We start from the raw sequence: 24,291 nt of genomic DNA, 5'->3' as shown, positions 1-24,291 counted from the left end.
AAATTCCCCCACTAAAAGACATCTACAAACTACATCTCAAAACGACACCACTAAATAGCCCCCACCTTCTGCCCTTGTAATGTCAGCACCAGCTCTCGCCCACCTGCATAATTACGATGCTCACCAAGATAGACACCTTGCCAAGTGCCCAAAAGCAGATCACCATCCGCGATGGGTATGGAGACACTAGAGCCCAGCAAGCTGGCCTTTAGATGCGCAGGCATATCGTCACTACCTTCATAAGTATGGCGATAGTATGGCTCATTCTCTTTCACACTCTGATTGAAATAGCTCTCGAAATCTTGCCTCACGGTTGGGTCGGCATTTTCATTGACGGTCAGCGAAGCCGAGCTGTGTTTGATAAACACATGCAAGAGGCCCACATTGATACTGGCCAGCTCGGGTAAAGCCCGAACAATATCATCGGTAATAATATGAAAACCGCGGGGTTTTGCTTTTAAGCTGATACTTTTTTGCAGCCACATAATGTTGCCTTATATTCTGGTCAAGTTAGCATTATTTAGGGTTTATTTGGCCAAAGCCTCTGTGTGGATTTCTGCTAACATAGTGTTTTATTTTACAAGAGCGCTAGGCCTAATGTCCTCTTCAATGTCTTCCTCAATACTCCCTGCAGGGTCACCTTCTAAATCCGCCACTGAAAACAGTTGCGATGCACCCAGCCTAAAGCCACTTGAGGAAGCGATAAGCGAGCTTCTTTCTTCGATATGCGCCAGTGAGCTTATCGAAGATATTGCTATAAGCCAGGCTGAAGACCGAATCTTGGCCGAAGACATCAATTCAAGCATTGACGTGCCGGGGTTCGATAATTCGGCAATGGACGGCTACGCCCTTAGATTCAGCGGTGAAGAGGCTGGTGCTTCACAAAGTTTTAGAAAGGTTGGAGAAGCTTTTGCTGGGCAATCTTTTATAGGCACGGTAGCTGAAGGCGAATGCATCCGTATTATGACGGGCGCAGAGGTCCCCCCAGAGTGCAATGCCGTCGTTATGCAAGAGCAATGTAGCACTGATGGCGATCTCATATCACTGCAATCCATAGTGCCTACAGGCAATAATATTCGCCTCAAGGGCAATGATATTTCTACAGGGGATGCCGTCCTCCATAAAGGTGAGCGCTTGAGCCCCGCCAAACTTGGCGTCTTGGCCTCTTTAGGTGTCGCTAAGCTTGCAGTATACCGCAGGCTTAAAGTGGCGTTGTTTGCCAGTGGAGACGAGCTCAGAGCTCCAGGGGAAGATCTACAGCAGGGCTGCATCTATGAAAGCAATCGCTTTGTGGTTCAGAGCATGCTGGCGCGCCTTGGCTTTGAAGTACTGAACTTGGGAATCATACCCGACCAACCCTCAGCCCTAGAGCGCGCCTTCCTAAAAGCCGCCGAGCATGCTGATGCCATTGTTTGCAGTGGCGGCGTATCGGTCGGAGAAGCTGATTACACCAAAGCCGTGCTCGACAAGGTCGGTAAGATATCCATGTGGAAGTTGGCCATTAAGCCTGGCAAACCCTTCGCCTTTGGTCATGTACAAAAGACCCCTTTCTTTGGCCTGCCTGGAAACCCTAGTTCAGCGGCCATTACCTTTCACCAACTGGCCCTACCCTGTCTTCAAAAACTTGCCGGTGAAAGACATATTGAAGACAGCTTAAGCTTGCGATTAGCCGCGCCCCAAGATATTCGCAAACGCCCAGGACGAACGGATTTCCAACGCGGAATTCTAAAGATGAACCCACAAGGGCAATTGGAATTGAAGGTGTTTTCTGCGCAAAGCTCGGGAATGCTAAGTACTCTCGCGGCCGCTAACTGCTATATCAAATTAGAGCGCGAGCGTGGCAACATTAAGGCCGGAGAAGAGGTGGAAGTTATCCCCTTTGACCGCTGGATCATTTAAGCCCTAACAGCATTCAAGCCAGCGTGAATACAGGGGTTAAGACAGCGTCTATATAGATATGTATAATCCCGCCTTTTTCTAAGATTCATTCAGCGGCATAGACAAAAGGCGGCTGAACAGTCAAGCCAAGCGAGATTTAAGCATGTCAGTTCATCAAGTTCACCCAGAGCGCTATCAAGAGCAGTTGCTTGAGAAACAACAGCGTGTCGAAGCTGACTTCACGGAATTTGGCATCCCCAAGCTTGAGGTCTTTGCCTCTAAGCCAACTCACTACCGCCAGCGAGCTGAATTTAAAGCTTGGCATGAGGGCGATCAACTTCATTACGCCATGTATGCACAGGGCGAATACAAAAAGCCCTATATCATAGATAACTTTCCTGTCGCCTCTGAATACATCAATGAGCTAATGGACGCCCTGCTGCCTAAGCTAAATGCCAATGAGCTATTAAAGCGCAAGCTGTTTCAAATTGAGTTCCTCTGCAGCCAAGCAGGCGACGGGCTAATCACCCTCATTTATCACAAACCCCTCGATGAACAGTGGCAAGCCGAGGCCAAAGCGCTAGAAAAAGCACTTGGCTGCAGCATTTTGGGGCGCAGTAAAAAGCAGAAAATCATACTTAGCCGCGATCATATTTTTGAAACCCTTAAAATCAATGATCGGGAGTTTCGCTACCAACAAGTAGAAAGCTCCTTTACCCAGCCCAATGCAGGCATCTGTGAAACCATGATCGAGTGGGCCATAGATTGCTGTAAAGATAGCCAAGGGCATTTGATCGAACTTTACTGCGGTAATGGTAACTTCACCATTCCCCTCGCTCAGTGCTTCGATAAAGTACTGGCAACTGAGATTTCCAAGACCTCGGTAAAATCTGCACAAGAAAATATGCGTTTAAATAATACCGATAATATTCAGATTGCCCGCATGAGTGCAGAAGAGTTCAGCGAAGCCATGTCGGGTGTAAGAAGCTTCCGCCGCTTAGAGGGTATAGACCTTAGCAGCTATGATCTAAGTACGGTTTTAGTCGATCCGCCTCGCGCAGGCTTAGATAAAGATACTGAAAAGATGGTCGCCGGTTTTGATAATATTCTCTATATTTCATGCAACCCTGATACTTTAGCGGAAAACCTTAAAGGCTTGTGTTCAAGCCATAGCATTGAACGCTTTGCTCTGTTTGATCAGTTTCCTTACACCCATCATATTGAATGTGGTGTCTGGCTGCGGAAAAAGTAAAACCCTAAAAGGTTTTATTGAGCAGCTTCTTGGAAGAATCCAGCACTAGGTCCTCATACTGGGCCTCAAGCTCAGCTCTTTGCTTATCAAACGCCAGTTTTTGCTTGGTTGAAAGCTTTTTCCAATCTTCCAAAATCGGGATATGAGCCGTTGCCTCGGCCAATTTAATCAAGGAAGAATAAGGTTCAAGTTCTTGCTCACTTAAGCCTAAGCTTTGCAGCAACACAGAGAGCCTCATCGCGCCCTCAGTCAAGGTCATTTGATCCCCACCCATGGCGGCAGCAATCACTTGAATGCTCTTGTTGATACGATCACGCTGCTTATCTGCCTCTTGCTTTAACTCCTCCAGTTGAATCTCTCGACGCTGCTCCTGTTTACGCAACTGCAGATGCAAATATAGAGCATAAGCTGCCAAGGCAATCACGATGAGTACAGCAAGAACAAACAAGATAGATAAAACAGACATCAATTAGCCGTATTAAGAAATTAATTCAAAGATAATGGACGAATTGTGCCATAAATTCATCCGGCAGGCACAACTAAGTTGAGCGCCGCAAAGCCCAAACTCACCGTAAACAAAGAGCCCACGGTTGTGGCCGCGATAAAGTTTGCGGTTAATCTGGCATCGCCGCCCATAGCTGCCACCATTACAAAACTCGCACTGGCGGTAGGCGCCGATAACAATAAAAACACAATTCCGATATCCATAGCACTGTAGTTTAAATACCACACTAGCACTACGGCCAATAAAGGCATCAATAGCAATTTAAGAAACACCACCAGGGCGATCACTTTACTCTGCCCTGCCGTCATAGATTTGATGCTTAAACTTGCTCCGATACACATTAAGGCCATAGGCAGAGTTATCTGGGCCAGATAAGATCCACTCTGTTTTATAGGCTTGGGAAATAGCTCAGCCAAAGGGTTGCAAGCGACGCCTAGTACAATCGCCACAACAAGTGGGTTTTTAGCGATACGTTGAACCAAAGAAAGGAATGAACTTTTATTGGAGCTATTGAGATGCCTCTCAAGGGTAAGCACAGACAGTATATTGTATACCACGGTTACGAAAGCGACTAAGACAGCTGCCCTAGCCAAGCCTTCTTCGCCATATGCTCCAGCGCAAAATGACAACCCTATAAAGGCTAGATTACTGCGAAAGCTGGACTGACAAAACTCGCCTGCGACAGACTTAAGTGAAGGGATAAACTTAACGAGTAATTCAAGAAACAGATAAAACGCTATGGTAAACAACACCAGAACCAAACTTAGGCTTGGTGACAAAAAAGTGGACAGATCAGTGTCGAGCAGAGTGAAGAAAAAAAGACAGGGCAAAAATAAATAAAATATCAGCTCAGATGCCTTTGCGACAAAGACATCATCGAGGTAATTAAAGTACTTAAGCACCGTACCAAGCAGCACAAGAATAAATACCGGTGCCGTAACAGAGAGCGCTAAACTGAAGGCTTCTAACATTCGATTGCTATCTTAGCGGGATTTCTCACTGCTAGAGCTAATATCGGTAGAGCTATTTACTTCGGAGCTAGCCTCTTCAGAGTTACCACATGGAGCAGCCTCTATCCGGACAACCGTTTCATCTTTTTCCGCTTCACTGGATTCCAGCTCATCCATATAGCTATCGGGAAGTGTCTTCTTTGTTTTGGCACCCAGCTTTTGGATATCCAAAGTTCGTTTTACCAAATTTCCACGCCCACTGAATAGGCGCTTACGCGTAGTTTCATAGGCACCATGAGTTTTATCTAGTTGCTTACCCAAGTCATCTAAAGATTGCAGCATCATCATAAATTGATCATGCAGGGCACCGGCTTGATCCGCAATTTTTTGGGCGTTCTTATGCTGCTTCTCATGGCGCCACAAATTCTCCACCGTACGAAGCGATGCTAGCAGTGTGGTCGGGCTTACCAAAACAATGTGCTTGTTATAGGCATCTTGAAAGAGTCGATTATCGGCCTGCAGGGCAGCCATAAATGCTGCCTCTACAGGCACAAATAAGAACACAAAATCGAGACTTCTAATCCCTTCTAGCTTTTCATACTCCTTCAAACTCAGCCCAGATACATGGTTACGAATGGACTGCACATGCTTTTTCAAAAATAGAGCTTTTTCTTGTTCATCATCGCTAGAGCAGTAAGCCTCATAATCGAGCAAGGATACTTTAGAATCGATAACAATATCTTTCTCTTGCGGCAATCTAATGAGCACATCGGGGTAGCGGCGATCGCCCTCTTCGGTCTGTAGTGATAACTGAGTTTCGTATTCACGCCCGCGCTGTAAACCTGATTCCTCTAGTAAGCGCTCTAGTACCAACTCACCCCAGTTACCTTGAGTCTTAGATTCGCCCTTTAAGGCCTTAGCCAAGTTAATAGCATCATTGCCAATTTGCTGAGTCTGCTTTTGAAGCTCAGAAATTTTACCCGCCAACATATGGCGTTCTGCACTCTCTTTTTCGTGGCTCGCTTCCACCTTAGCCTTAAATTCTCCCAATTGGGTTTTTAGCGGGTTTAGAAGCAGGCCCAGGGATTGTTGACTGTCCGTATTGAACTTCTTGGCTTGTTGTTCATAGATTTTCGCAGAAAGCGCCTCAAACTGAGTCATCATCTGTTGACGACTTTGCTCCACAAAGGCCATTTGCGATTGATGATGTTCTTTTTGTTCCTGCAGCTTAGTTTCCGTGCTGGATAAACTGGCTTGCAGCCGAACCAACTGCTGTTCTTTTTCGGGCAAGGTTGCTAGCTGCTGCTCTAACATTTCAAGCTTTTGCTGCTGCTGGACATTCTGAAGTTGTAACTGGTGCTTTTCTGCGGCAAGGTCTTGACGCTCTTGCAATATCAGCTCAGATTCTTTTCCCAGTTCCATAAGTTGCAATTGCAAAGCGTCAAGCTTTGCAAGATCCTGCTCACGGAGCAATTCAAATTGCTGTTGCTGCTCCATGCGCGCCACGGTATCAATTCGCTGGTTTTTACGGTATCGCCAAATACGCCATAGCAGCAATAACAGCAAGAAAACGGCTGCCGCAAAAAAAACCAGATGGCTAGGCCAACCTAGAATACTCAATGGAAGTAACTTCATTTTTATCCTATTTAAACAGCAAAAGCCTTGAGAGCTGTCGACTCTATTGCAGGCTGTTTTATTAAGTCCATACCCCTGACTGTCAGCTATCTTTGGGCGGCAACAGTCAGTTTGAGAAAATTGGCCCTAGTATAACTCAGCTTGCTTTGCATGTAGCAGCAAAGCCAATACAATAGGCTTGTATTGTGCACCAAAGCATAAAACCCAATTGCAACACTATGACAAACGATAGAAACACATCTATGAGCTTAAGCGCCGAATCAGCCCAGCAAATTGAAGAACTGTGCAACCAGGGTTATCAGCTCTATGACCAGCAGTCTTTCGAAGCGGCTCTGCGGGTTTTTTATCAGGCTTGGCTGATATTGCCAAAGCCCCAGTCACAGTATCAACAAGCCGCCTGGGTGCTAACCGCGATTGGCGACAGCTACTATAAAATTGGCAACTTTAAGCAAAGCATTGAAGCTTTGAATTCAGCACTGCATTGCCCAGGCGGCCAGCTGGCTTTTATTCACACCAGACTTGCACAGGCTTATTATGAAACGGCGGATAAAAATAGTGCTGCCAAACACTTTCAAAAAGCCGAAGAATTAGACCCAAAACAAACCCAAAAGCTGGCGCCAAAATACCGTCTCTTCATCAAAAACACCCGCCTAAAACGCTAGCCCGTCGCATTCCAGTCAGATTTGACGCAGAAATCACGTTATTGACTTCTCAATATTACCGCTCGTCAATAGCTGCATAGTCAAACTGGCTAAGCGCTCCATAGCTGCTATTTTTTGATTAAGCAAAGATTTGTGGAACAACATCGCTGCTGCAAGGATGCCATGTGACACAACAGGAGAGCATTAAACGAGGCCCGTTATGAAAAAGATTACAACTGCAATTGCCTTTAGCACACTTATTATGATTTCTCAGCCTGGTTGGAGCGCCTGCTCGGAACCTAATCAACCTCAGTTACCGAACCCGGAAACGGCGGTTACCCCTGAAATGGTAAAGGCTAAGAAAGAAGTTAAGCAATATATGGCTGACGTCGATCATTACCTAAACTGCAAGCGTTTAAATACACGCCAGCACAATGCCATGGTCGATAAGATGCAAAGCTTGGCAAATAACTTTAACCAGATTATTCGCCAGTATAAGGAGCGCCAAGGCAGTTAATGCATCAGCGCTATAAAAAAGGCCAGCTAAGCTGGCCTTTTTTATTAGTTGAAGATTTCTATTTTCGCGTCAGCTTTTAGCTGATCTTGAAATGAAGCAAAATCTCGCGCCGCTTCGGCCTGCTCAATTTGAGCAGATAGCTGCTCTTTATCGCTGGCTTTTACTTCGCTAGCGGCCAACTCAGTAACACCGTTTAGTTGTATCAGCTGCATATCACCATTGACCAAAGAAAGCTGCTCAAAAGCTGGGTAACTTGTTGGTTTAATAGCAAATACAGATTTCAATAACTGCTGCTCTACCTGGAAGTTATCCTTGCGAGAAGCAATCACAACATTCCAGTCATAACCCTTAGCTTTTGCCGCTGCCTCTAAATCAGTACCAGCAGAAACTTCTGCCTGCAGGCTTCCAGCTGCCTCTTGCTGGCGCGCGATAATAGTCGCATTGGTGAGCTTAAGCTTAATTTCAGCTTCAACATCAGCCAATGGCTTAACTGCTGGTGCTTTATAGTCAGTGACTTTCACGACCGCCAATTGATTCTCGGAGACCTCAATTGGATCACTCGCCTGGCGATCTTTCATAACCTGCTCAGAGAATACAGCCTCAAGAACTTTTGGATTACCCAATAAGCCTGCCGCACCTGATCGGCTTAACCAATCACTAGTTTGCAGCTCTAAGCCCAGCTCATCAGCCACTTCACTAAGGTCCTCGGCATTGTAAGCCAACTCTTCAAAAGACAGAGTAAGCTCTTCGAACTCAGCTAGAGCCTTATCCTGAACCAAGCGCTCGTGAATCTCATCTTTAACCGAGTCAAAGCTTGGTGGCTGTGGCGCATCAATTTCAAGAAGCTTGATAAAGTGAACGCCGGCTTCGGTGGTAACAGCTGCGGACACTTCGCCCTCTGCCATGCTGGCCAAAGCTTCCTCAAAAGCCTCAGGGAAGGTAGCACCATCGGTAAAGCCTAGATCGCCACCCTGCTCTGCACTTAAGATATCGTCGCTCATAGCTTCTGCTACGGCTTCAAAAGCTTCACCTGCAGCCAACTTAGCAGCGATCTCGTCGACCTTAGCTTGATCAATACCATCACCCAAATCTTCAACTAAGATGTGGGCTGCTCGACGACGCTCAGATCCTTCAAAAACAGAGATTTCCTGCTCGTGCTGAGCACGAACTTCTTCTTCACTGATTTCGATATTCTTAGCAAGCTCGTTAACATCAAGCGCCACTAGCTGAGTAATGACTTGCTCCGGCCCCATGTATTGGGCTGAGTTGTCGTTGTATTCCGCCTCAACGGCCGCTTGATCAGGCTCAGCACCTTCGGCAAAGCTCGCCTTAGGAAGCGTGGCAAAATAAAAATCTCGAGTTTGACCAGCACGAACTAAGCTACTGGTCAGCTCAGAGTCGGTTGCAAAAGCCGTCAGACCAATGCCTTGACGCATCTGTACGGCAACCAGCTCATCTTTCAAAATGGTCTTGTAGCTTGTAGGGGTATAACCCAAACTAGCCAAGCGCTGTCGATATAGCTGCGGTGAAAACTTACCGTCAATTTTAAAGGCTTCTTCAGCTAGCAGCATTTGATCTATACGAGCATCGGAGACCGCTACACCACTATCTTTTGCAGCAATAATCTGAAGCTTCTGATCTATCAACTGCTCCAATACCGGCGCTCTCCAACGATCGTCGGTCAAAAATTCAGCAGGCAGCTGGTCACCAAAGCGGTTGATCATTTGCTGCTTCTGCATCGCGATACCACGGTTTAGCTCTACTTCGGTGATTGCTTCGCCATCAACCTGAGCCGCCTCACCTTGATTGGAGTCCGACGTAAATAGTGAATCAACACCAAACAAGACAAATGGAATTGAAATCAACACAACAAGGACAACAGCAAAAATGCCTTGCAGTTTGTTACGAAAACTCTGAATCATGGTCAGCCTGCTTATTCTTTCTTAGAGCTCACCTATCGTGGTGGCCAATTTGATAGTGGTAATACAAAGAGAAAAGGCGCGCTCTTTAAGCACGCCTTCTCGCTAAACAAATCTAACTGCTGAATTGAATTTTAAACAAATGCACTGCAGTGTAGATTTATCGAAAAACACCAGTCTTAGTTAACGGCGTCTTTCAGAGCCTTACCCGCTTTGAAGCTTGGGATTTTAGCGGCTGCAATCTCGATCGGCTCACCAGTTTGTGGGTTACGACCTGTACGCGCAGCGCGATCTTTAACAGCGAAAGTACCGAAACCAACTAGTACTACCTGGTCACCTTCTTTCAAAGCACCAGTTACAGAATCTACCATTGCATCCAATGCGCGGCCCGCAGCAGCTTTAGGAATGTCCGCAGATGCAGCGATGGCTTCGATTAATTCAGATTTGTTCACAATAACCCCTCTTACGTTACTCGGTCTGTAAGGACCCAAAGAACGCTAATCATCCTTCAGAATCCTGTCGTAGAATCTCTTTACTTTTATCAGCAGCCCGCATGGGGCAAACGAATAGCGATTTATACCAAAGCCCCGTCGGACGGGTCAAGGACAGGTTTATTAAATTTGCAAAGCCGCGCAATTTATAACCAAATTACTACAGAATGCGCGGTATTCCTCAGTAAATCCAAGAACTTTGCCATTCAAGCTGAACCAGCGGTGAACGGCAAAGCGCTATCGCACAACCTTTAATCGCTCAATATTTACCCAGCTATTAATGGGTTTTCGCTGACTCTTGCTTTACGCCAGTGTCGAGCTTTTCGCGCAATTTTGCGTATTCCTCATCACTGTATGGCTTAGGCACATCCTGCAAAGCCACTTTAAGCACCTCATCAATCCACTTAACAGGAATGATGTCTAAATCAGCTTTAATATTGTCAGGAATTTCCTTCAAATCCCGCTCATTACCCGCAGGAATAACCACTGTTTTAATGCCACCCCGGTGAGCAGCCAGTAGCTTCTCCTTCAAACCTCCGATACGCAACACCTCACCACGCAAGGTAATTTCACCCGTCATGGCCACATCGGCTTTAACGGGGATATTGGTGTACACCGAGACCAGTGCGGTCGCCATGGCAATACCGGCGCTAGGACCATCCTTAGGAGTAGCACCTTCAGGAACGTGGATGTGAATATCCGAGGTCTCATGGAAATCTGGCACAATACCTAAGTTCTGGCTTCGAGCACGAACGACCGTAGTCGCCGCCTGAATGGATTCCTGCATAACATCGCCAAGCGAGCCGGTCTTAACCATACGCCCTTTACCCGGCACGGTAGAAGCCTCAATGGTTAATAGTTCACCACCAACCTGGGTCCATGCCAAGCCGGTAACCTGACCCACCTGATTCTGCTCATCAGCAACGCCGAAATCAAAGCTGCGTACACCTAGATAATGCTCTAGCTTATCCGCATCAACAGTTACCGAACCTTTTACTTCGGCTTTAACGATTTCTTTAACCACTTTACGGCAAAATTTGGCAACCTCACGATCTAAACCACGCACTCCAGCCTCTCGGGTGTAGTAACGAATAACATCACGCACGGCATCAGAGCTTACTTTAATTTCCGTATCTTTTAAGCCATTGGCTTTCATTTGCTTTGGAATCAAATAGCGCTCAGCAATATTTACTTTTTCATCTTCGGTATAACCCGGTAGACGAATAACTTCCATTCGATCAAGCAACGGGCCAGGAATATTCATCGAGTTTGAGGTACAAACAAACATCACATCAGAAAGATCGTAATCTACCTCAAGATAGTGATCATTAAATGCTTTGTTTTGCTCAGGATCTAAAACCTCGAGTAATGCTGAAGCCGGATCACCGCGATGATCCATACCCATTTTGTCGATTTCATCCAATAAAAATAGAGGGTTTTTAACGCCCGCTTTGGATATTTTCTGAATAAGCTTACCAGGCAAAGAGCCAATATAGGTTCGACGATGACCACGAATTTCGGCTTCGTCACGCACACCACCAAGAGCCATTCTTACATACTCACGATTGGTTGCACGCGCAATTGACTCGCCCAAAGAGGTTTTACCAACCCCTGGCGGCCCAACTAAACAAAGCACCGGGCCCTTGATTTTCTTGACGCGTTTTTGAACCGCCAAGTATTCAAGAATCCTATCTTTAACTTCTTCTAAGCCATAGTGATCATCATTGAGGATTTTTTCAGCGCGTACCAAATCATGGCGTACCTTACTGCGTTTTTTCCAAGGTAGGTTCACGATCCAGTCTAGATAAGAGCGCACAACAGAAGCTTCGGCCGACATAGGAGACATCAACTTAAGCTTTGAAAGCTCAGACATGGCTTTCTGCTCAGCTTCCTTACTCATGCCACTTTCGCTGATTTTTTCCTCTAACTCTTCGGCCTCATTAGGCTCGTCGCCCATATCGCCCAGTTCTTTTTGAATGGCTTTCATCTGCTCATTCAAATAGTACTCACGCTGGCTTTTTTCCATCTGCTTTTTAACACGGCCACGGATACGTTTTTCCACTTGGAAAAGATCGGATTCGGCTTCCATTAGAGCCAGCAAATGCTCGATACGAACTTGAATATCGGCGATCTCAAGAATCTCTTGCTTCTGAGGCAACTCCAAAGTCATATGTGCCGCGATGGTATCAGCAAATCGACCAGGCTCGTCAATACCAGACAGTGAGGTAACTACCTCCGCTGGTATTTTTTTGTTCATATTGACGTACTGCTCGAACTGAGCCATTGCGGTCCGGATAAGCACATCTGCAGAACGTTCTTCGATTTCGTCTACTTCAAGCGCATCAACTTCAACCAAGTAATGATTGTCTTCCTCGCGCATGGCCTTGATTGATGCTCGATTAGAGCCCTCTACCAACACCTTTACAGTGCCATCAGGTAGCTTCAGTAACTGCAATACAGAGGCAATCGTGCCGACTTCGTATATGCCCTCGATATTGGGGTCATCCTCGCCAGCATCCTTTTGAGCAACAAGCATTACTTGCTTGTCCGCCGCCATAGCAACTTCAAGAGCTTCTATAGACTTCTCGCGGCCAACAAATAGCGGCACGACCATATGGGGATAAACCACCACGTCACGTAGGGGTAATAGTGGCAACTCTAGAGAATTGGTGCTTACTTCACTGCTCTGTTCCATCTATGCCTCTTTGGAATCTCTACATTTCACCATCAGTATCCCAGCACCGCAAAGCGCCGGTCTTTTGGCCTTATATTCCTATCATTGGGGCTACTTAGCAAATTACAAGCCAGCAGAGCCGCCTTTAAGCGCCATTAGGTATCTGCTGTCATGTATGTACCCACAAATACAGTCGATCAAATACAAGGCACAAAAAAAGGGGTGACTAGCACCCCTTTTAATTCAAACTATCTAAGCAGCTACTCTTCTGCCGCTGCGGCTTGTTCGTTGGTTTCGTACACTAATAAGGGCTCTGACTCACCTTTAATAACCGACTCATCAACCACGACCTTAACCACACTATCTTCAGATGGGATTCGATACATAGTGTCGAGCAGCACAGACTCCATAATAGAACGTAAGCCGCGGGCACCGGTTTTACGTACCATAGCTTTGTTAGCAACCGCCTCGAGAGCATCTGGGCGAAAATCAATCTCAACATCTTCCATCTCAAACAGTTTATTATACTGTTTGGTCAAAGAGTTCTTAGGCTCTGTCAAAATCTGTACAAGCGCTGCGATATCCAACTCTTCCAAGGTGGCAATAACCGGTAAGCGACCTACGAATTCAGGGATCAAGCCGTATTTCACCAAATCTTCTGGCTCTAACTCATGCAGAGTTTCGCCAAAATCTTTATCGTCAGCTTTACTCTTCACTTCGGCAGAGAAACCAATACCACCTTTCTCAGAACGATCACGAATAACCTTATCTAGGCCAGCAAAAGCACCGCCACAGATAAACAAGATGTTAGAGGTATCAACCTGCAAGAACTCTTGCTGCGGGTGCTTGCGACCGCCTTGCGGTGGTACAGAGGCTACCGTACCTTCAATCAGCTTCAATAGCGCTTGCTGAACACCCTCACCCGAAACATCGCGAGTGATAGAAGGGTTGTCAGACTTGCGGGAGATCTTATCAATCTCATCGATATAGACGATACCACGCTGGGCCTTGTCGACATCGTAGTCGCACTTCTGCAGCAACTTCTGAATGATATTCTCAACATCCTCACCCACATAGCCGGCTTCGGTTAGTGTCGTTGCATCAGCAATGGTGAAGGGAACATTTAGCAGTCGAGCTAAGGTTTCAGCCAATAGGGTTTTACCACTACCGGTTGGACCTACAAGCAAAATATTACTCTTGCTCAGCTCAACTTCATCTTTGTCTTTCTTCTTCTCGCCAATTTGTAGGCGCTTGTAGTGGTTATAAACCGCTACTGCCAGTACTTTTTTGGCGCGCTTTTGGCCAATAACATACTGATCTAGAATTGAAGAAATTTCTTGCGGGGTAGGCAAAGTATCAGAGTTACCTTCTACGGCCGCCTCTTGGATTTCCTCGCGAATAATGTCGTTGCACAAATCAACGCATTCATCACAGATAAATACCGACGGACCAGCGATCAGTTTGCGTACTTCATGCTGGCTTTTACCACAGAATGAGCAATACAGCAGTTTGCCGTTGTCATCCCCATTTTCATTTGTGTGATCGGTCATCAAACCACTCCACTTTTGACCTTGTAATTATGGCCCTTTCTATTCAAGAAAGTTTCACGGAAGATCGCTATAGCTAACCTTCCGTCTTTAAAATCGTATAAACGGATATCTTATACGATATACCGGAATGTCATCCGGCACCTGCCATAATATGTGTTCGTACAGACAAGATGAGTGCTTTCACTAGCTTTTTCAAGCCCACCTTAGTCTTAGAAAGATAAATGGCGCACTATTCAACATTTATAATGCAATGTTGCTTAACGAGCGCTCAATACCTGATCGACCAAACCGTACTCCTGAGACTCTTCGGCGCTCATAAAGTTATCGCGCTCAGTGTCTTCAGCTATTTGATCGACCGACTTGCCGGTATTTTTAGCCAATATTTCGTTTAAACGCTGTCTAATCTTCAAGATTTCCTGCGCCTGAATGTGAATATCGGTTGCCTGCCCCTGAGCACCACCACTTGGCTGGTGAATCATGGTACGAGCATTGGGAAGACAGAAACGCTTACCTGGCGCACCAGAGCTCAATAGGAACGAACCCATGCTACACGCTTGACCAATACACATAGTGCTCACGTCCGGCTTAATAAACTGCATGGTATCGTAGATTGACATGCCAGCAGTAACCGAGCCACCCGGGGAATTGATATATAGATGAATATCTTTGTCTGGGTTTTCAGCTTCCAAGAACAACAACTGCGCCACCACCAAATTGGCCATATGATCTTCTACCTGCCCAACAAGAAAGATCACTCGTTCTTTTAAAAGGCGGGAATAGATGTCATAAGAACGCTCACCACGAGAGGTTTGTTCAACCACCATAGGCACCAAGCCACTGGCTACTGGAGAAAGCGGATTAATAGTGTCGATATTGGACATTGTTATTTCAGATTCCTTATTGTTACCTGGCAAACCTTGATGCGACTGCCTGATTAACTGATTGGCTGGGCATTAGCTGCCATTGATTCTTATATCGGCCACGGCAGCGCACACTGAAGTCCTCGGGCGTTACCGGCAATAATCTACCTTGAGCTTAACTGCAAGATCGCAACTATGCCAGTTTTCAGTCATAAAAATTCAATTATGCCTAAAGCTTAAACAAAAACGCCGGCATAATGCCGGCGTCTTGATCACGAAACGATCTAAAAATAATTATGCCTGAGCTTCTGGCTTAATTACGTCTTCGTATTCGCTCTTAACGTCTTCTACTTTGGCTTTGTCTAGGATGAAATCAACAACCTGATCTTCTAATACCGCAGACTCTACACCTGCCAACAACTCACGGTTGCTGTAGTAGTAGTTAACAACCTCTTCTGGATCCTGATAAGTAGAAGCCATTTCTTCAACCATCGCTTTAACAGCGTCAGCATCTACTTTTAACTCTTCCTTCTTAACCAGCTCACCAACGATCAAGCCAAGAGAAACGCGACGCTCAGCCTGCTCAGTGAACATATCATCTGGAAGGATAGATTTTAGATCCATATTTTCAGCGGCACCGCCGAACTGCTGCATCATCTGACCACGCAATGCGTCAATCTCAGAAGCTACAAGAGCTTTAGGAACATCAACAGAGTTAGCGTTCAACAAGCCATCCATAACCTGGGTTTTAACCTTGTTTTTAGCGGCGTTTTTCAGCTCACGCTCCATGTTGTTGCGCACTTCTTCGCGGAACTTCTCTTCACCACCTTCTTCAACGCCATACTTCTTGAAGAACTCTTCATCCAGCTCCGGCAATTCTAGTGCGGCTACTTGGTTTACCTTAACAGTAAACTGTACAGCAGCGCCCTTTAGCTCTTCAGCTTGGTAGTCTTCAGGGAAGGTAAGATCTAGAACAACCTCTTCACCTTTCTTGGCGCCAATAAGGCCATCTTCAAAACCAGGAATCATGCTATTGGAACCCAATACCAACTCCTGACCTTCAGCTGTACCGCCTTCGAACTCTTCGCCATCTTTAGTACCAACGAAGTCGATATTCAAACGGTTTTCTTTAACCGCTTTGCGGCGTACATTTTTGAACGTACCCTGCTGTTTTTGCAGAGTTTCAATCATGTTGGCAATATCTTTATCAGTAACTTCAGCTACTGGTTTGCTAACTTCGATGCCAGCAACATCAGCCAACTCGATTTCAGGATAAACTTCAAAGGTCGCTACGAATTCGATATCTTTGCCTTCACCCATTTCTTTGGGCTCAATTGCAGGCTGACCAGCAGGGTTAACACCCTCTTGTTGAACAGCTTCGTAAAAGCTGCGGCTCATCACTTCGCCCAAAACTTCCTGGCGAACGCCAGCACCAAAACGCTGCTTAACTACTTTCAAAGGTACCTTACCTTTGCGGAAGCCGTTTAGGTGTACGGTTTTAGCGGCCTGCTTCAGGCGATTTTCAACTTCGCTGTCGACTTGCTCTGCTGGCACGCCTACAGTCAAGCGACGCTCTAAACCGGTAGTTGTTTCGATTGAAACCTGCATGATGTTCCTCTCACAATGAGCGCTTGCGCCACCTGAGAGCGCTGAACGCAAAAAAGCCTTAGGGCAACTCCCTAAAGCCTCAAATCTCTAGAAAAATGGTGCGGACGGAGAGACTTGAACTCTCACACCTTGCGATACTAGAACCTAAATCTAGCGCGTCTACCAATTCCGCCACGTCCGCATTACTTGTGGGCTCTCGCTTTATAAGCGATGAGCTATATTAGCACGTAAGTCTTTGATTTCAAACATTATTTTACTTGAATTCAAAGCGCTCTGCGCCAAAGGGGTGCTAATACTGCCACACTATTTTTGAAGGATCAACACCAAGAAGAAAAAATTATTAAACTATGGTCAAAATTTATGAAAGTGGGCGACTTAATAGCACAATTGAGCCTTTTTTAGCCTTTAATTGCATAGAATTTTCAGAGAAATTTTTCCAGACAGGAAGGCATGCTCCCTCCTCCGGCTGCAAAAATAATTCAGCCGAACCGCTCTGAATGGAAACTTCATGTAAAGCCAGCAATAAAATATTACCAAAATCCGTATTTCCGCCAATCACCGGCCCTAACAACTCGGCCACTCCTAGCTCTGCGGCCTGTAAAAAGCTTAAACGAAAGACCTCAAAGCCATCAAATTCAACAATTCGCTCTAAATTTACCAGCTCATCGAAATGAGTACTAAGCTTGCAAACGCCCTGTTGCATCCCCTGGCTCACTGGAGGCTCAGCCAATAATGTCAGTGCCTGCTCGGTATCCCAGTCATCCTGGGTCAATACTTTTTGTCGAAACGATAAAATAAGTCGCTCGTACACAGGAGTTTGAAATTCAACAACCCTCACGCCGTGCAATAAGCCATGGGGCAGCAACTTAGGCACCTGAATAACATCCCCCAAATGCAGGGGTCGCTTTGCAATAAAAGCACTCATCTCATCGGCCAGCAGCTGCTCCTTGCGCAGCAGAGCTTCTGGTAAGTGCTTTAGATATTCACTTTTTTCTTGTTCGTCACTTTCTGTAAACGCAGCTTGAAATTGATCTTGCAAGGCCTCATCGATTTGCTTGCGTAAGCCCTCATAACGCTTTACTGCAGATAAATAGGCCGCTTTAAATGCCGCAAAAGAAGGAAACTGTTTTTGCTTTTCAGAACAAAAACCAAAACGCATTTGCGCGACACCATCCGGCCAGGCTGTCTCGTCGATATGGCTTACAACGTAAACTTCCTGTTTTTGCTCATGCACTTCAAAATAAAGCTCACCAAGCAAAGGACTAGAAAACGGCGCAAGAACTTTAAGTAAATTGAGTTCTTTAGAGGGTCTTAGCAATTCTGGAAAGAGATAAAGCCATAAATGCACGGGCACACCGCTTTGCTGATTATTGTCAGCTAAATGACAAACCCCACGCTGCTCATAAGCGCTATACCAGATTTCTTGCCCCCAAGGTTTAGGGATGCTGACCGTTTTGAAGAGCCAGGGGCCATCGACGGCTAGGCTATTTTCCAAAGCGCTTATTTGATCATTATGCTCGCCAACCAAATTATCAATTAGGGCAATGGTTATCCGCCAACGCTCACCCTGCTTATAAAGTAGAGCCTGGTACACTTCTTTTTGTGGCGACTCTGACTCAAGCAGCGTATTTTCAAATTCAAAGCAAAAACGATAGCTTGAGCTCAAACCTGAAGACATACACTGCTGAATATAGTCAGCGGGATTTTCTACCATTACGGACATAAAGGCGTATTCTATTATTCAGCCTGTTGAGCACGCTCATGCTCTTCAATGATTTCTCGAGCCGAACGAAAAGCCTCTAAGCTAGCTGGAGCACCTATATAAGGAACGGCGTGAAGTAAGACTGCGCGAATTTCTTCTACCGTACAGCCATTTCGCAAAGCGCCACGTACATGCCCTTTTAATTCATTGGAGCATTTCATTGCTGCTAACATAGCTATAGTAACTAGACTTCGAGTAGCACGCGGTAAATCATTCCGATCCCATACAGTTCCCCACGCAGTTTCCATTACCAGCTCCTGCAAAGGGGCGTCAAAATCCGAGGTATTGTTTAGCGCTCGGTCAACAAATGGATCGCTCATTACTTCTCGGCGAATTTCTTCACCGCGTTGGCGTCTACTGCTCATATTATCTCTCTTGTTAGCTGCTATGGTTGTTGCTCAGGTGCCTGTTACTATGTATCAGGGCTATTAGGTATCTGGGCTATATTTAATAATCTTCTGCCCACTCTGACTATGCAGAGGCGCCATAGTTTAACAACTTACCGATAATACAACACACTCTTCTTCATTAAGGTTACGAATGCAATGAGGGCGGCTTTGGTCGAACTGATATCCCTCTCCAGCATTGAGCAATCTAACCTGGCCACCGACGGTAACCTCTAATTGCCCCGATATAATTACCCCAACTGTCATCCCATCACGCTGGTAAAGACTCGGCGAAGAGCTAGCCATTTCACCTAAGGAGCCTTGATACACCACATGGGTGACCGCAACCCCCTGGTGTGCAAACAGGCGACGTGACTGCAAGCCCTCAAACTGTCGCGGCTCCATTTCCTCAACATCAAAAAACACTGGCGCTTCAGCATCTGGGTCAAAAGTAAAAAACTCTCTTAAGGATACAGGGAAGCCGGAAAGAATTTTTTCCAGAGAGCTGATAGAAGGACTTACCCGGCCCTGCTCTATGGTGGAGATAACACTATTGGTAACACCTGAACGTTTGGCCAATTCACGCTGCGACCAACCATTGCGCTCCCTTAAAAGTTGTAACCTACGACCTAAGGGCAGGCCAGCCTCAGAGCTATCAAGCTCAGGGGGTTTATCTCCCGTTTCTGACACAGTAGCCTCTCCTAGATTTAACTGCGGGACAGTATAACCTTGGATGTCTTAGCTGAGCTAGTCACACGACTAGCTACTGCAATTTACAAGCCCTACTACGAAGAGTGCTTAAAGACCAAAGAGTGACGAATGTACAAAGAGTGACGAGCTCAGCTTAAACTCAAATCGTCGTATGGCGTTGAGCTTGGTAGCTCAATCACTTTATCCCAGCCTGGAATGCGCAAGGAATCTCGCTGTAGATCCAGATCAGACTCTTCGATCATGCCCTCACCAAAACGGTAACGCACTTGCCAATCACCTTTGCTTACCGATGCTTCATACTGGGCTCGCTGCTCACGCGTTTGCTCCAACTTAGCTTGATAGGTATTCATGGTTTCTTTGTCGTAACGCTTAGATAGCATTTCCTCAACTTTGGCCGGATGCACAACAGCCGCCGTAGCGTTATTACCACCAAAACCTTTGGAGTTAATAAACGCAACGTCCCTATCTGGCAGCTCTATATCATCCAGAGGAAAATTCAGGTTGTCTTGATAAACGTCATCAGCAATCGCCCCGCTGGTTTTTAAGCCTGGCAACCAGCCATGCGCAAACTGCCCTAATACGGCCATCATTTGATCGGCACTGGCCGGAGCCAGTGAATGACCGACATAGGCTTTTACTGCCGATACAGGCCAAGAATTTATACCAAAGTTGCGGGCCATTTTGTCGAGGATTCGCGATTCCGTCACACGATTCTGAGGCGTACTTGAACCATGCGCTTGAATGTAACTTCTATCCCGAACGCTGGATTCACCCAACAAAGCAGCACTGGCCGCCATCGATTTCGCCAGGGTTATATAGTTGCCAGGCCCAGGAGCGGAAATAGATTTCTTATAGCCATCCGCATTGATAAATACATCACTTACCGCACCATATATTTCAGCGCCCATTTCAATAGCGAGCTCATCGTCCATCAACACGATGTACTGCGCCGACTCGGCTAAAGTGAAACCACAGTTTTCACCAAAGGGCCGACTAGCACGGCGGTGATCCGCCTTATCGCTGCCATCCAGTTTACGCAAGCCCTCGTCCGTAGCTAAAGCGCTCATTGCACCATAGCCTTCAAATACCTCTGAAGTTAGCGGGGCTTCAGCATTACCCACAAAGACCACTCGACGACGACCGGACTGAATGTCTTCCACTCCCATACGCAAATTGTATAAGAAGGTCGCGCAGGCCCCCGTTACACTGCCGGTAGCGCCTAAGCTTCCCAAAACATAAGCATTTACGAAATCGGCAGGCATGGTATTTAAGCCCAAAGGTAACTGCTTAGAGCTAACCCGCCCACCTTTCATACGCGACTGCAGTAAGCCGCCATAGCCATTGTCATCAAGTTGCGCCATGACGCTACCGGAGTAGACCGCAATCTGATCAGCTGGTAATGCAGCGCACAACGATTCCCATGCTAGGCCCATATTATTTAAAGCATCTGAAGCCGCCACTACCGACATCTGTAGGCCACGTGGATGAAAGCGCGAAGGGTATAAATTAGCTGGGTCGAAGCCTGTCGGCAGCTGTCCTGCAGACTGTACTGGAGCAATGCGAGTATTTGGAACAAATAACCTCCCTTGCCCCTCCATTCTAACGCTAACCCGGTCGTCAGCGAGATCTTGAACCACCCAATTAGGCGGTAAATCACGAGGCAGCTGCTTACGACGACACTCAAACTCCATGGCCTTTCCAGCCCGGTCATGGGTATCCAAAGGCGTCATCCAAGACAAGTTTTCTACGTCAAAGTGATTCTGCTCAACTTGTCGAATCAAGGTACGCGACAAAACATCTTGCTGTTGCTCTACCGAGAAGCTTTCTGTCAGCTCAAGCCCACACATAGAGGCTAAAGAACTTAAGGTATCGTATTGCATTGAGCTATCGAGCTTATCAAACACCATTCGACGATAAGCATGATGACCCGAACTGCGACCAGCGGCATTGATTCCGCCCATTGAAACAATGACAGGTAAACGCAGCTTTGACATAGACAACCCCAATTATTTGCAGAGACAACTGAAGGGATTATTTTATGAATCTATGAACGCAATAATTTTGTGATTTCAGCCAGCACCTTCGGGAAAAGCGCCACTCGTTCCATTTATGAGCTTTTTTGGCCAATATAGCAATAATTAAGACCAGAATAACCATAACCACCCAGGGGCAACTTTAGCCAATATTACAGGCATAGTGGCCATGATTTATTTTCATGCCATTTTCAAAGCATTTAGCCCAGTAATTTGAGTGTTAGGAGTTAACTGTGCCAACGATTACCTTTGTTTTATGTGACCACATGCTAGCGACCGGCACCACCTTGCCTATTGAAATGCTGCGCGCAGCCGAATCGGCCGCACTGGCACAAAACCGCAATGCAGAAAGGCTGACCATTCAAACGGCTGCGATCGAAAGAAAGGCGGTTAGCACTCGAGCTGGCTTCTCATTTCAACCTGACCTCAGCTTACCTGAGGTTGATCAAAGCGATATGATCTACCTGCCCGCGCTATGGCGAAACCCTCGCCCCTTAATGAGAAAGCAACCTCAACTTTTAAGCTGGTTGCGCCAACATTATGAGAGTGGTGCCACCATCAGTGCAGTTGGAACAGGCTGCTGCCTATTGGCCGAGGCAGGTCTTTTGGATGGTAAACCGGCCACCACACACTGGCACTATTTCGATCAGTTTCAAAGGGATTACCCAAAAGTACAGCTAAAGCGGCAGTATTTTATTACCCAAGCTTCGAATCTATATTGTGCAGCCAGTGTAAATGCCCTGGCAGATCTGACCGTTCACTTTATTCAGCGATTGTATGACCGCCCTACAGCAAACCATGTAGAGCGTCATTTCTCCCATGAAATCAGACGCTCATACGAGGAAAGCGGATTCTTTGAGGGCTGCTCAAACAATCACCCCGATGAAGATATTGTGCAAGCTCAGATTTGGCTGCAAGACAATTACGGCAAAGAAGTAAAGCTAAGTGATGTCGCAGAGAAGTTTGATATGAGCGTGCGAACATTCAATCGCCGCTTTAAAGGAGCAACGGGTAAATCGCCGCTACAATACTTGCAAGAAGTACGCATTGAAACGGCAAAGGATCTACTCAAGACCAGCAATCTGTCCATCAATGAAATTGCTTTTCGGGTTGGCTATCAAGATATGGGGCATTTTACCGGTCTATTCAAAAAGCTCTTAGCAACCACACCGAGCGAATATCGCACAACCGTGCGAGCTAAGCTTTTCTCTGCCAATCAATAAAGGCTCAGCAATGCTGAGCCCAGCGATTACTTTTCAAGCAGAGACTTTTTGTAATAATTTAAGATGCCTCGAGACGCCGATTTCGCCTGATAGATAAATACATAGACCTGGCCGTCGTCAGCCTCAGGTAAATTTCGCTTAAAGCGGTTTTTTGACACTTCAAAAAACTGATCTCCTGAGCTTATCCGGGTCTCAGCTCGATAGTAGTTTGCTCCCATAAATTCAAAGGGCACTGTGATTAACTTTTGCCCTTTTAAGGTCAGGCGCTTATAGAGCGGCTTGCGCCCGGGTTTGCTCTCAATATCCTGCGTAACCGAAACCATTAAGGATTCAGCTTTAGATCTAGCGGCCTGATATTCAGCGCTCAAATCATTTGGCTCGCTTTTTTGCGCAGCCGCTTGCTTAGCCATAGTTTGCACAATAGTCGCCTGCTTTAGCTCAGCCTCTCGTCGCTCACTTTCTAGCCTTTGAGCGGCCAATTGCTGTGCGCGATTTTGCTCAGCCAATTCTTTAGCGCGCTGATCTTCCAGTGCGACTAACTGAACTTGTTTTTGCTGTTCGACTAAACTTTTCTGAAGCTGTTTCAGCTTTGAATTCTGCGTATTTAATTGCGTGCTGAGTGATTTACGCTGTTGCGCTAAACGCTCCTTGCTCAGCAACAATTCCTGATATTTGCCTTGAATTCGCTCTACCCGCTTACTGCGATTCTTAACTCCTCGTTCAGCCATTGCATAAGCATGCTCAGCCTTGCGCAGTGCACGATCAGTATCTTGTGAAGCTTGTGCTTGGTGAGCAGACTTGGTCGTCTGCAAGGCGGATTGAGTAGTTGCAGCATCGCGATTGGATTTAGCTAGATCTTGCTCAGCTGAGTCAAGCTTTCGCGAAAAGCCTTGTATTTCGAGTTCTAGCTCTTCTGCAAGGGCGTCCATTTGCGGGATGCGTCTTTGGGTCTGCTTGATGGATTGCTGTGTGGCTTTGATTTCCTGCTCAATAGATTGGGCATAAGAAACCGAACAAAAAACACACAAAGATAACAAAATTGCGGCTATGGCTGTGGCATTCATAACATGTCACTATAATATTTTAAGAGTTAAAAACTGGGGCCTACCCTAACGTCTTAAGTGACAAATTATAATAGGCGAAAGCCGCCAAGCTCTATGGCAAAAACAATCACCCTATGAGACAAGTTTCACAAAAAAAGCCTGTACCCCGAAAGGTACAGGCTTTTTTAAGGCCAATGGGAGATCTTTACGACTCCAGCAAGCCTGTCTTAGAAATTGCGATGCTACGTGGTTTCATCGCTTCAGGTATTTCTCTGCGTAAGTCGATATGTAAAAGGCCATTCTCTATATGGGCATGCTCAACTCGAACATGATCCGCCAATTGAAAGCGGCGATCGAAATTTCTGGCGGCGATGCCTTGATGCAGATAGGTTTTATCCTCTGTGCTAGGCTCTTTTTTGCCAGAAATCGACAACTTGTTTTCTTCTACCTCGATACCTAGCTCTGCTTCCGAAAAACCGGCCACTGCCATGGTGATTCGATACTTATCCTCACCGGTCAGCTCAATATTATACGGTGGGTAGCTTGGCTGGTTTTGTTCGGTAGCACTCAAGCTGTCTAATATATTGGCCATACGGTCGAAGCCAATAGAAGAACGGTATAGTGGCGTCAAATCAAAATTACGCATAAGAAAT

Annotated in this window: 21 protein-coding genes and 1 tRNA gene; 5 read left to right on the top strand and 17 right to left on the bottom strand. The window is 46.2% G+C overall.

Annotation, left to right across the window (positions count from 1 at the left end):
- Nucleotides 1–50: 50 nt before the first annotated feature.
- Complete coding sequence (locus Q1A08_RS09695; protein WP_299772279.1) at nucleotides 51–485, bottom strand: secondary thiamine-phosphate synthase enzyme YjbQ; 435 nt, start codon at nucleotides 483–485, stop codon at nucleotides 51–53.
- Between the two features lie 112 nt (nucleotides 486–597).
- Here Q1A08_RS09695 and glp point away from each other — a divergent pair, with 112 nt between their 5' ends.
- Both glp and trmA read left to right on the top strand, forming a co-directional pair.
- The gene (glp, locus tag Q1A08_RS09690) at nucleotides 598–1,899 is read left to right on the top strand and encodes a gephyrin-like molybdotransferase Glp (protein ID WP_299772277.1); all 1,302 of its coding nucleotides are present in this window, start codon (nucleotides 598–600) and stop codon (nucleotides 1,897–1,899) included.
- A 142-nt stretch (nucleotides 1,900–2,041) separates the two neighbouring features.
- On the top strand, nucleotides 2,042–3,130 hold the full coding sequence (trmA, locus tag Q1A08_RS09685) for a tRNA (uridine(54)-C5)-methyltransferase TrmA (RefSeq protein ID WP_299772275.1): 1,089 nt from the start codon (nucleotides 2,042–2,044) through the stop codon (nucleotides 3,128–3,130).
- 4 nt (nucleotides 3,131–3,134) lie between these two features.
- On the opposite strand, the gene Q1A08_RS09680 is transcribed toward trmA, so the two are convergent.
- The 3 genes from Q1A08_RS09680 to rmuC are packed head-to-tail and all read right to left on the bottom strand — an operon-like array spanning nucleotide 3,135 to nucleotide 6,220.
- On the bottom strand, nucleotides 3,135–3,596 hold the full coding sequence (locus Q1A08_RS09680; protein WP_299772273.1) for a DUF2489 domain-containing protein: 462 nt from the start codon (nucleotides 3,594–3,596) through the stop codon (nucleotides 3,135–3,137).
- Between the two features lie 56 nt (nucleotides 3,597–3,652).
- Complete coding sequence (locus Q1A08_RS09675; RefSeq protein WP_299772271.1) at nucleotides 3,653–4,606, bottom strand: AEC family transporter; 954 nt, start codon at nucleotides 4,604–4,606, stop codon at nucleotides 3,653–3,655.
- Nucleotides 4,607–4,618: 12 nt separating this feature from the next.
- Complete coding sequence (rmuC, locus tag Q1A08_RS09670) at nucleotides 4,619–6,220, bottom strand: DNA recombination protein RmuC (protein WP_299772269.1); 1,602 nt, start codon at nucleotides 6,218–6,220, stop codon at nucleotides 4,619–4,621.
- Nucleotides 6,221–6,462: 242 nt separating this feature from the next.
- On the opposite strand from rmuC, the gene Q1A08_RS09665 reads away from it, so the two are divergent.
- The gene (locus Q1A08_RS09665; RefSeq protein ID WP_299772267.1) at nucleotides 6,463–6,882 is read left to right on the top strand and encodes a tetratricopeptide repeat protein; all 420 of its coding nucleotides are present in this window, start codon (nucleotides 6,463–6,465) and stop codon (nucleotides 6,880–6,882) included.
- Between the two features lie 199 nt (nucleotides 6,883–7,081).
- Nucleotides 7,082–7,378 (top strand): hypothetical protein, encoded by a 297-nt coding sequence (locus Q1A08_RS09660; protein WP_299772265.1) that lies wholly within the window; start codon nucleotides 7,082–7,084, stop codon nucleotides 7,376–7,378.
- Nucleotides 7,379–7,422: 44 nt separating this feature from the next.
- Here the strand turns inward: Q1A08_RS09660 and Q1A08_RS09655 are convergent, their stop codons facing one another.
- The 11 genes from Q1A08_RS09655 to Q1A08_RS09605 all read right to left on the bottom strand — a co-directional run bounded on the left by Q1A08_RS09655 (nucleotide 7,423) and on the right by Q1A08_RS09605 (nucleotide 21,333).
- Nucleotides 7,423–9,300 (bottom strand): SurA N-terminal domain-containing protein, encoded by a 1,878-nt coding sequence (locus Q1A08_RS09655; RefSeq protein ID WP_299772263.1) that lies wholly within the window; start codon nucleotides 9,298–9,300, stop codon nucleotides 7,423–7,425.
- A 176-nt stretch (nucleotides 9,301–9,476) separates the two neighbouring features.
- Complete coding sequence (locus Q1A08_RS09650; RefSeq protein WP_299772261.1) at nucleotides 9,477–9,788, bottom strand: HU family DNA-binding protein; 312 nt, start codon at nucleotides 9,786–9,788, stop codon at nucleotides 9,477–9,479.
- Between the two features lie 277 nt (nucleotides 9,789–10,065).
- Nucleotides 10,066–12,483, bottom strand: a complete 2,418-nt coding sequence (gene lon / locus Q1A08_RS09645; protein ID WP_299772259.1) for an endopeptidase La — start codon at nucleotides 12,481–12,483, stop codon at nucleotides 10,066–10,068.
- 239 nt (nucleotides 12,484–12,722) lie between these two features.
- Nucleotides 12,723–14,012: an ATP-dependent Clp protease ATP-binding subunit ClpX gene (gene clpX / locus Q1A08_RS09640; RefSeq protein WP_299772257.1), complete on the bottom strand. Its 1,290-nt coding sequence runs from the start codon at nucleotides 14,010–14,012 to the stop codon at nucleotides 12,723–12,725.
- Between the two features lie 257 nt (nucleotides 14,013–14,269).
- The gene (gene clpP, locus Q1A08_RS09635; RefSeq protein WP_299772256.1) at nucleotides 14,270–14,893 is read right to left on the bottom strand and encodes an ATP-dependent Clp endopeptidase proteolytic subunit ClpP; all 624 of its coding nucleotides are present in this window, start codon (nucleotides 14,891–14,893) and stop codon (nucleotides 14,270–14,272) included.
- Nucleotides 14,894–15,166: 273 nt separating this feature from the next.
- Nucleotides 15,167–16,480: a trigger factor gene (gene tig, locus Q1A08_RS09630; protein ID WP_299772254.1), complete on the bottom strand. Its 1,314-nt coding sequence runs from the start codon at nucleotides 16,478–16,480 to the stop codon at nucleotides 15,167–15,169.
- A 96-nt stretch (nucleotides 16,481–16,576) separates the two neighbouring features.
- Nucleotides 16,577–16,661 (bottom strand) — tRNA-Leu (locus Q1A08_RS09625).
- Nucleotides 16,662–16,838: 177 nt separating this feature from the next.
- Complete coding sequence (locus Q1A08_RS09620; protein WP_299772252.1) at nucleotides 16,839–18,203, bottom strand: hypothetical protein; 1,365 nt, start codon at nucleotides 18,201–18,203, stop codon at nucleotides 16,839–16,841.
- A gap of 14 nt (nucleotides 18,204–18,217) precedes the next feature.
- A complete protein-coding gene (locus Q1A08_RS09615; protein WP_299772251.1) occupies nucleotides 18,218–18,607 on the bottom strand; it encodes a carboxymuconolactone decarboxylase family protein in 390 nt (129 codons plus the stop codon).
- A 126-nt stretch (nucleotides 18,608–18,733) separates the two neighbouring features.
- Nucleotides 18,734–19,318, bottom strand: coding sequence for a helix-turn-helix domain-containing protein (locus Q1A08_RS09610; protein ID WP_299772249.1), 585 nt, complete (start codon nucleotides 19,316–19,318; stop codon nucleotides 18,734–18,736).
- 149 nt (nucleotides 19,319–19,467) lie between these two features.
- Nucleotides 19,468–21,333: a beta-ketoacyl synthase gene (locus tag Q1A08_RS09605; protein WP_299772247.1), complete on the bottom strand. Its 1,866-nt coding sequence runs from the start codon at nucleotides 21,331–21,333 to the stop codon at nucleotides 19,468–19,470.
- Nucleotides 21,334–21,605: 272 nt separating this feature from the next.
- On the opposite strand from Q1A08_RS09605, the gene Q1A08_RS09600 reads away from it, so the two are divergent.
- On the top strand, nucleotides 21,606–22,595 hold the full coding sequence (locus Q1A08_RS09600) for a helix-turn-helix domain-containing protein (RefSeq protein WP_299772246.1): 990 nt from the start codon (nucleotides 21,606–21,608) through the stop codon (nucleotides 22,593–22,595).
- 26 nt (nucleotides 22,596–22,621) lie between these two features.
- Here the strand turns inward: Q1A08_RS09600 and Q1A08_RS09595 are convergent, their stop codons facing one another.
- Together Q1A08_RS09595 and Q1A08_RS09590 are read right to left on the bottom strand one after the other, a co-directional pair.
- Nucleotides 22,622–23,659 (bottom strand): hypothetical protein, encoded by a 1,038-nt coding sequence (locus Q1A08_RS09595; protein ID WP_299772244.1) that lies wholly within the window; start codon nucleotides 23,657–23,659, stop codon nucleotides 22,622–22,624.
- A gap of 184 nt (nucleotides 23,660–23,843) precedes the next feature.
- Nucleotides 23,844–24,284: an Hsp20 family protein gene (locus Q1A08_RS09590; protein ID WP_299772242.1), complete on the bottom strand. Its 441-nt coding sequence runs from the start codon at nucleotides 24,282–24,284 to the stop codon at nucleotides 23,844–23,846.
- Between the last annotated feature and the right edge of the window lie 7 nt (nucleotides 24,285–24,291).

Source organism: uncultured Pseudoteredinibacter sp., assembly GCF_947500695.1.
Lineage (GTDB): Bacteria > Pseudomonadota > Gammaproteobacteria > Pseudomonadales > Cellvibrionaceae > Pseudoteredinibacter.
This window is presented reverse-complemented; position numbering and strand designations above follow the sequence as displayed.

What these genes read in the sequence shown, in the direction of transcription:
- Q1A08_RS09590 (WP_299772242.1), bottom strand. Translation starts at nt 24,284, where the DNA reads ATGCGTAATTTTGATTTGACGCCACTATACCGTTCTTCTATTGGCTTC.
- Q1A08_RS09675 (WP_299772271.1), bottom strand. Translation starts at nt 4,606, where the DNA reads ATGTTAGAAGCCTTCAGTTTAGCGCTCTCTGTTACGGCACCGGTATTT.
- Q1A08_RS09620 (WP_299772252.1), bottom strand. Translation starts at nt 18,203, where the DNA reads ATGTCCGTAATGGTAGAAAATCCCGCTGACTATATTCAGCAGTGTATG.
- Q1A08_RS09615 (WP_299772251.1), bottom strand. Translation starts at nt 18,607, where the DNA reads ATGAGCAGTAGACGCCAACGCGGTGAAGAAATTCGCCGAGAAGTAATG.
- Q1A08_RS09660 (WP_299772265.1), top strand. Translation starts at nt 7,082, where the DNA reads ATGAAAAAGATTACAACTGCAATTGCCTTTAGCACACTTATTATGATT.
- tig (WP_299772254.1), bottom strand. Translation starts at nt 16,480, where the DNA reads ATGCAGGTTTCAATCGAAACAACTACCGGTTTAGAGCGTCGCTTGACT.
- Q1A08_RS09655 (WP_299772263.1), bottom strand. Translation starts at nt 9,300, where the DNA reads ATGATTCAGAGTTTTCGTAACAAACTGCAAGGCATTTTTGCTGTTGTC.
- Q1A08_RS09695 (WP_299772279.1), bottom strand. Translation starts at nt 485, where the DNA reads ATGTGGCTGCAAAAAAGTATCAGCTTAAAAGCAAAACCCCGCGGTTTT.
- Q1A08_RS09665 (WP_299772267.1), top strand. Translation starts at nt 6,463, where the DNA reads ATGAGCTTAAGCGCCGAATCAGCCCAGCAAATTGAAGAACTGTGCAAC.
- Q1A08_RS09605 (WP_299772247.1), bottom strand. Translation starts at nt 21,333, where the DNA reads ATGTCAAAGCTGCGTTTACCTGTCATTGTTTCAATGGGCGGAATCAAT.
- rmuC (WP_299772269.1), bottom strand. Translation starts at nt 6,220, where the DNA reads ATGAAGTTACTTCCATTGAGTATTCTAGGTTGGCCTAGCCATCTGGTT.
- Q1A08_RS09680 (WP_299772273.1), bottom strand. Translation starts at nt 3,596, where the DNA reads ATGTCTGTTTTATCTATCTTGTTTGTTCTTGCTGTACTCATCGTGATT.
- clpX (WP_299772257.1), bottom strand. Translation starts at nt 14,012, where the DNA reads ATGACCGATCACACAAATGAAAATGGGGATGACAACGGCAAACTGCTG.
- lon (WP_299772259.1), bottom strand. Translation starts at nt 12,483, where the DNA reads ATGGAACAGAGCAGTGAAGTAAGCACCAATTCTCTAGAGTTGCCACTA.
- glp (WP_299772277.1), top strand. Translation starts at nt 598, where the DNA reads ATGTCCTCTTCAATGTCTTCCTCAATACTCCCTGCAGGGTCACCTTCT.
- Q1A08_RS09595 (WP_299772244.1), bottom strand. Translation starts at nt 23,659, where the DNA reads ATGAATGCCACAGCCATAGCCGCAATTTTGTTATCTTTGTGTGTTTTT.
- trmA (WP_299772275.1), top strand. Translation starts at nt 2,042, where the DNA reads ATGTCAGTTCATCAAGTTCACCCAGAGCGCTATCAAGAGCAGTTGCTT.
- clpP (WP_299772256.1), bottom strand. Translation starts at nt 14,893, where the DNA reads ATGTCCAATATCGACACTATTAATCCGCTTTCTCCAGTAGCCAGTGGC.